This window comes from Pedobacter sp. 01T416_2 (assembly GCF_056398925.1).
Genome location: NZ_JBFTQI010000295.1, coordinates 1 through 6664, shown reverse-complemented (window position 1 = coordinate 6664; position 6664 = coordinate 1). Strand labels below are relative to the sequence as shown.

General features: G+C 39.6%; 6 protein-coding genes. 5 read left to right on the top strand and 1 reads right to left on the bottom strand.

Features of this window, described 5'->3' with window-relative positions; translation table 11 throughout:
- The first annotated feature begins 202 nt into the window (after window positions 1-202).
- Both AC1DPQ_RS13720 and AC1DPQ_RS13715 read left to right on the top strand, forming a co-directional pair.
- The gene (locus AC1DPQ_RS13720) at window positions 203-1636 is read left to right on the top strand and encodes an ATP-dependent DNA helicase (RefSeq protein WP_477578796.1); all 1434 of its coding nucleotides are present in this window, start codon (window positions 203-205) and stop codon (window positions 1634-1636) included.
- 110 nt (window positions 1637-1746) lie between these two features.
- Window positions 1747-2418 (top strand): MCP four helix bundle domain-containing protein, encoded by a 672-nt coding sequence (locus AC1DPQ_RS13715; RefSeq protein WP_477578794.1) that lies wholly within the window; start codon window positions 1747-1749, stop codon window positions 2416-2418.
- Window positions 2419-2553: 135 nt separating this feature from the next.
- Here the strand turns inward: AC1DPQ_RS13715 and AC1DPQ_RS13710 are convergent, their stop codons facing one another.
- The gene (locus AC1DPQ_RS13710) at window positions 2554-3399 is read right to left on the bottom strand and encodes a CvfB family protein (protein WP_057933523.1); all 846 of its coding nucleotides are present in this window, start codon (window positions 3397-3399) and stop codon (window positions 2554-2556) included.
- A gap of 335 nt (window positions 3400-3734) precedes the next feature.
- Between AC1DPQ_RS13710 and AC1DPQ_RS13705 the strand changes: the two genes are divergently transcribed.
- The 3 genes from AC1DPQ_RS13705 to AC1DPQ_RS13695 form a co-directional block, all read left to right on the top strand.
- Complete coding sequence (locus AC1DPQ_RS13705) at window positions 3735-4337, top strand: LURP-one-related/scramblase family protein (RefSeq protein WP_230145212.1); 603 nt, start codon at window positions 3735-3737, stop codon at window positions 4335-4337.
- 263 nt (window positions 4338-4600) lie between these two features.
- Entirely contained in the window at window positions 4601-6337 is a 1737-nt protein-coding gene (locus AC1DPQ_RS13700) for an ABC transporter ATP-binding protein (protein ID WP_477609768.1), read from the top strand.
- A partial coding sequence (locus AC1DPQ_RS13695) for an ABC transporter transmembrane domain-containing protein (protein ID WP_477609766.1) occupies window positions 6321-6664 on the top strand: 344 nt, incomplete at its 3' end. The genes AC1DPQ_RS13700 and AC1DPQ_RS13695, both read left to right, overlap by 17 nt.

Below are 6664 nucleotides of genomic sequence, written 5' to 3'. Positions count from 1 at the left end.
CTGTACTGCTAATCGGGTACTGTAATCCGTCTTTCCGCTAAATTCCCGATCAAACCTTTGCTAAAAAACAAATGTTCATTGAGATCGGGAGATATCGCTTCAATACGGTTTAGTTAAATAGGACTGTGCTAAAAACTCAGGTACATTTCACGCACACTAAACAGTGAACCGATTAACCGTTTAAAACAATTAACCATTAGAGATGAACCTCGATAAAAGCCAGCTAATAGCTTCAGCATACGAACATACACCAACCAAGGAGCAATTGCTTTTTTGCGAGCGGATGTCGGTGTTTTTGCAACAGGACGACGAGTACCGCTGTTTTGTGCTTAAAGGTTACGCTGGTACAGGTAAGACCACCTCTGTAGCGGCTTTGGTGAAGGTTTTGAAACAATTTAATCTGCGCAGTGAACTGCTTGCGCCAACGGGAAGGGCAGCGAAAGTAATGAGCCAGTATTCATACCGAAAAGCATTAACCATACATAAACGGATTTACCGCAAGCGTTCGGCGGCATCGCCCGAAATGCAGTTTCAATTGGCACCTAATCTCTCGGAAAATACATTGTTTATTATCGACGAGGCCTCGATGATTGCCGATGAATTTAATGAAACAGGCTCTTCAATATTAAGAGATCTGCTGGAGTTTGTGTACAATACCAAAAACTGCTTTTTGCTTTTTGTGGGCGATACGGCCCAGTTGCCCCCGGTGGGGAGCTTAGATAGCCCGGCATTGAACGAACAGTACCTCAAAGATAAATTTGCATTAACCGTGTCGTCTGTTGAGTTAAAGGAGGTGGTTAGGCAAGGGAAGAAGTCGGGTATTTTGGCCAATGCCACGATGTTGAGAAATCAGATTGCTAAAAATCCTGAAAATCCGATGCCTAAATTCCTGACTAAAAGTTATACCGATATTTACAATATGCCCGGGGCGCGTTTGGTTGAAGGACTGGAATATGCTTACCGCAAATTCGGCATGGAAAATACCCTGGTGGTTTGTCGTTCCAATAAATCGGCCAATGTGTATAACCAGCAGATTAGAGCCAGGTTGTTGTATCGCGAGGAAGAGTTAACGGGCGGTGATCAGATTATGGTGGTGCGGAACAATTATTTCTGGCTACCAGAGAACGAGGATACTGCTTTTATTGCCAATGGCGATATGGCAAAGGTGATTCGTGTGAGGGGAGAAGAAGAACGTTATGGATTCCGTTTTGCCGATGCCACTTTAGAGTTTATGGATTTCCCCGCTGCGGGGCAGATTAGTTGCAAAGTAATGTTGGATACGCTCAATTTAGAAAGTGCTAATCTGCCTTATGAGCAGAATAAAAAGCTTTTTGACGGGCTTAATGAAGATTATGAGCACATTGCCAATAAACGGCAACGGATGTTGGCCATTAAGGCAGATCCTTTTTACAACGCCTTGCAAATTAAGTTTGCTTATGCGGTAACCTGCCATAAAGCACAGGGCGGACAGTGGGATGCGGTTTTTGCTGATCAGGGTTATCTTACTGAAGAAATGATTGATCTCGATTTTCTCCGCTGGTTATACACTGCTGTAACGCGAGCAAAAAAAGAGTTATATTTAGTCAATTTTGCGCCTCAGCTTTTCGCAAAGACGGCGCAGGAGGACTACTTTTAATAGCTATCGTCATGCTGAATTTATTTCAGCATCTATTTACGAAGAGACCCTGAAATGAACTCAGGGTGACGATCAATGTGCTAAGAAGTTTAGATACTAACCAATTATATATGAAATTTGCCTTTAGTCTTAAAAACAAGCTAAAAATAGCTTTTTTGCTTTTCTGCATCATGTGCTGCACCTTGTTGATCCGTTTTTTGGAAGATAAAAGTGTAGAGAAGATTAACGAATCTTTCATTTCAATGTACAACGACAGACTTGTTCCCGCTACAGATTTATATTTTATTGCCGAAAACCTGTATCATAAAAATAAGATTCTCCAGGAAATATTATTCGGGGATGGTGCTGTTCAGCCTTCAATCGGTATAGTGAAAATGAATAAACATAACCGTAAAATAGATTCGATAATCAATAAATATGAACTTACTTTATTGGTAAAACAGGAGAAAAGTTTTTTAAACGATCTTAAAAAAGCATTAACTGTTCAACAGGGAGTGGAGGCGAAAATAATAAACATGGCAGGTACTGAAGGAAGAATAATTTATGAGTCGATGGGAAAAAAAGCTGTTGATGAAACACTGGCTAAGCTTTCGGCGTTGATTAAAATACAATCTAAAGTGGGTAATGATCTGATTAAAGGCTCAAAGATCTTCGTTTCGGGAACGAAGGTATATTCTACCTTGCAGGTTATTTTAGCTATTGTGATCGGAATTATGATCGTAGCCATTGTTTCGGCCTCGAATGCAGTGAAAATTCAGAGCGAGAAGTTTAATTTGAATTAGACTTATAGTAAGTTTTACTGGTTAATTCATGATTGGTCGTCTTTCCCGCGCAGGCGGGAATCGTAATGCAAGCGCTTTAAGATTCCCAATCAAGTTGGGAATGACGACCAATCTTAATGATTTTTATGAAATAAATTATTCTGCTTCGTCGTCTGTAATCAGTCTGATCGAATCGTCAGAAAGTACGATTAAACGCTCCTTATATAGTGAGCCAATGGTTTTTTTGAAGGCGCTTTTACTGATCTGGAAACGGTGATAAATATCTTCAGGAGAACTTTTATCGCCCAGTTCAATTACACCGCCACTCTTTTTTAGCTCTCTTAACATCATCTCTTTCGAATCGAGAATATGGCCGTAACCACTTGGCTGTAGGGTTAAATCGATCTTACCCTCCACTCGGATTTTCTTGATCCAGCCTTTGCGCATTTCGCCTGGTTGGATATTATCAAAAACCTCGTTATTGTAAAGCAAACCGATATAAGTATTGTTGATAATGGCGTTAAAACCAAGATCGGTTTCTTCGGTAATCAATAAGCTTACTTCGTCGCCCTCTTCAAAATCGAAACCATCTTCTTCCACAAAATCGTATAGCTTAGAAGAAGCCAGTAAGCGGTCGTTACTTTCGTCTAAATACAGGTAAACCACATATTTATAGCCTTTTTGCATCGGCCTTTTTTGCTCGCGATCTGGTACATAAACATCTTTATCGATACCAAGATCCATAAAAACGCCATCATCACCATCAGAAACCACTTTCAAAAAAGCGAAATCGCCCACTTCGGCATATGCTTTCTGGGTAGTTCCGGTTAAGCGGCCATCTTTTTGTACAAAAACAAAAACGGTAATGTTATCGCCAATTTCTACGCCATTCGGAACGTATTGGTAAGGCAGGATGACCAGTTTATCGCCATCGGTTAAGTTTAATCCAGCTTCTGTTTTGCTTAAAATCCTTAACTCGTTGTATTTTCCTATTTCAATCATGTGTTTTGGGTTTAACCATTTTCTTCAATGGCTTTTGCTGCAAAGGTAACAATGTTTCGTTGCAAATCGGTTTTAAATGAAGTTGGAAAGGTATATGAGTAAAACAGAAAAAATGTTCTTTACTTCAGCCTTGCGCAGTGGCTACTTTCAACAGATTATAAAAGAATGATCGTCATTCCCGCGCAGGCGGGAATCTTAAAGCAATATGTAAACCTAGCTAAAGTTTTAAGATTCCCAATCAAGTTGGGAATGACGACCCGCGAATACACCTTATTTGGGCCTGCAATGAAAAAAAATATATATTTTAGCAACTTATCTAATATTAAAACTACAATATGAACAAGCAGATTCCTCCATTTTTTTTAAGCGACGAGTATTTTATTGATGAGAAAGTAAACTTTTTAAAGTTTGCGAACGAGTACAAAGTGTATAACGATCAGGGCGCTCAGATCGGGATTATTAAACAGCGTATTTCTGGCTGGCAAAAGGCTTTAACCTTATTGGTTGATAAGCGTATGATGCCTTTTAAATTAGAAATTACCGATATTAACGACCAGTTGCAGGCCACCATTACAAGAGGATGGACCTTCTGGATGTCGAAAATTATTGTGACCGATCCGCTTGGTGTTGAAGTGGGCATTATTAAACAAAAGTTTAAATTCTTCAAGCCTACTTTTACCATTTCGAGTCCAACATCTGGAGAAGAGATCGCAAAAATATCTGGCGATTGGAAAGCCTGGAACTTTAGCATCACCAATAACGCAGGTGCCGAAATGGGCAAAATAAACAAAAAGTGGGCTGGCGCTTTGAAAGAAGTTTTCACCACGGCCGATAAATACAATGTGTCTATCGATCCAAGTTATGCAGAAAGCAATCAGAAAGTTGCAATTGTGGCCACTGCCATTACCATCGATATGGTTTTGAAGGAAAGTAAATAGGCGGTTAATTAACATAAGCGGTTAAATATTAAATAGGAGCCTGTATCATAAAAGCAATTTCTCCTTAGGCTATGTCATGTTGAGCTTGTCGAAACACCTTAAGAGGTATTTAATAAGTCCTTCGACAAGCTCAGGATGACAAATCTAAAATATGATACAGCCTCTTTTTATTTTATAAGTTTCTTCTTCTATAACTTTCTTACAAACGATATCAATTAATTCGGCTAAATTTGGAACCTACAATTTAAGGTATCTTCATTGATATGGAAAAAACCAAAGAAGCCAAAAAGCCGAGTATTTTCAGTTTACTTGGAAACTACAGGGGCTTGATTTTTATGCTGATCCTGTTTGCGTTGCTCAGTAACGGTATTAATTTACTCTTACCAAAGATTATTGCAAGCGGTATCGATTCTTATACCAACAAAACTTTCAACCTTCAGTCCATTCTTCTTCAGTTTTCACTGGCTATTGTACTGGTTTTTATCTTTACTTATTTGCAGAGTATTGTACAAACCTATGCTTCTGAACGTGTGGCAAGAGATTTAAGAACAAGGTTATCGGATCAGATTTCGCGACAGAGCCATGCCTACATTATTCAGGCTAATCCCTCAAAACTGCTAACCAATCTTACGGCTGATGCCGATTCGATTAAAATGTTTGTTTCGCAGGCTATCGTATCTATCTGCTCGTCTATATTTTTAATTGTTGGGGCAAGTATTCTGCTCCTGATGATTAACTGGAAACTGGCACTTTGCGTGATTGCTATTGTGCCGATTATCGGTGGGGCATTTTTCTATGTGTTGAGCAAGGTAAAAGTGCTTTTCAAAAAGAGTAGGGAAGTGATCGATTGGCTGAACAAAGTAATCAGCGAAAGTATTTTAGGCTCGGCTTTAATCAGGGTAATTAATTCGCAAGCTTTAGAATACAATAAATTTATAGATGCGAATGCCAAAGCGAGAGATTTAGGAATTTCCATTCTCCGTATGTTTGCTGCGCTGATTCCGATTATTGTTTTTACAGCCAATTTATCCGGTTTGTGCATTCTGGTACTGGGTGGTCACTTTGTTATTACCAATTCGATGACCCTGGGAGAATTTACCGCTTTTAGTAGTTACCTCACCCTCATTATATTTCCCATTTTGGTAATCGGTTTTATGAGCAATGTAATTGCACAGGCTACGGCATCTTACCAAAGGATAGAAAGTGTGCTGAATGCTGCTGAGATCAAACATCCAGGCACGCTAAGCACACAATTACGAGGGGAACTAGAAGCGAAAGACCTTAATTTGAGTTTCGGACAAAAACCAGTTTTAAAATCGGTTTCATTTTCGGCTAAAGCAGGTTCTAAAACCGCTATTATTGGCCCTACGGCTGCGGGTAAAACACAATTGCTTTATATTTTAACAGGTCTTATTGAAGCAGATTCTGGCGCGGTGCTGTTCGATAACGAAGAAATTAAAAAGTACAACCAGGAGAATTTTCACCAACAGGTTGGCTTCGTATTTCAGGACAGCATTATGTTCAACATGAGCATTAGGGAAAATRTTGCCTTTAGCGATACCGTTACAGACGAATCGCTAGCCAAAGCCATAGCTACTGCCGAACTGAAAGATTTTGTAGATGCCTTACCTGATCAATTGAATACTATTGTTTCAGAACGTGGAAACAGCCTTTCGGGTGGACAAAAACAACGCATTATGCTGGCCAGGGCTTTAGCGGTGAATCCGAAGATCTTATTGCTTGATGATTTTACAGCCCGTGTTGATACCAATACGGAGAAAAGGATTTTGGAGAACATCCAACAAAATTATCCTGGTTTAACTTTACTTTCCATTACACAAAAAATAGCTTCTGTTGAGCATTACGATAAAGTGATCTTGCTGATGCAGGGCGAAATCATTGCAGAAGGAACCCATCAGGATTTGCTGAAAAGCAGTCCCGAATATGTTCAGATTTACAATTCACAACAGAGCACCAGTAATTATGAACTACAATCTTAACCAGCTTAACACCAGGCAGGAAAAGCAATCTACTTTGAAGGCGCTGAAAAGCCTACTAAAACTGATCTCGGCTGAACGTAAGAACCTTTGGCTGGCGCTGATTGCCATTTTGGTTAACTCAGGTCTGTTGCTTTTGGGACCATTATTGGTAGGCCACACGGTTGATACCTATATCCGCACTAAACAGTTTCATGGTGTGCTTATTTTTGGTGGTATACTGTTAGTGATGTATATGATTGCTATGGTTACCGGTTACACCCAAACCAGGTTGATGGGTGGAGTAGGCCAGCGAATGTTATACACTTTGCGTAATGCCATTTTTAATAA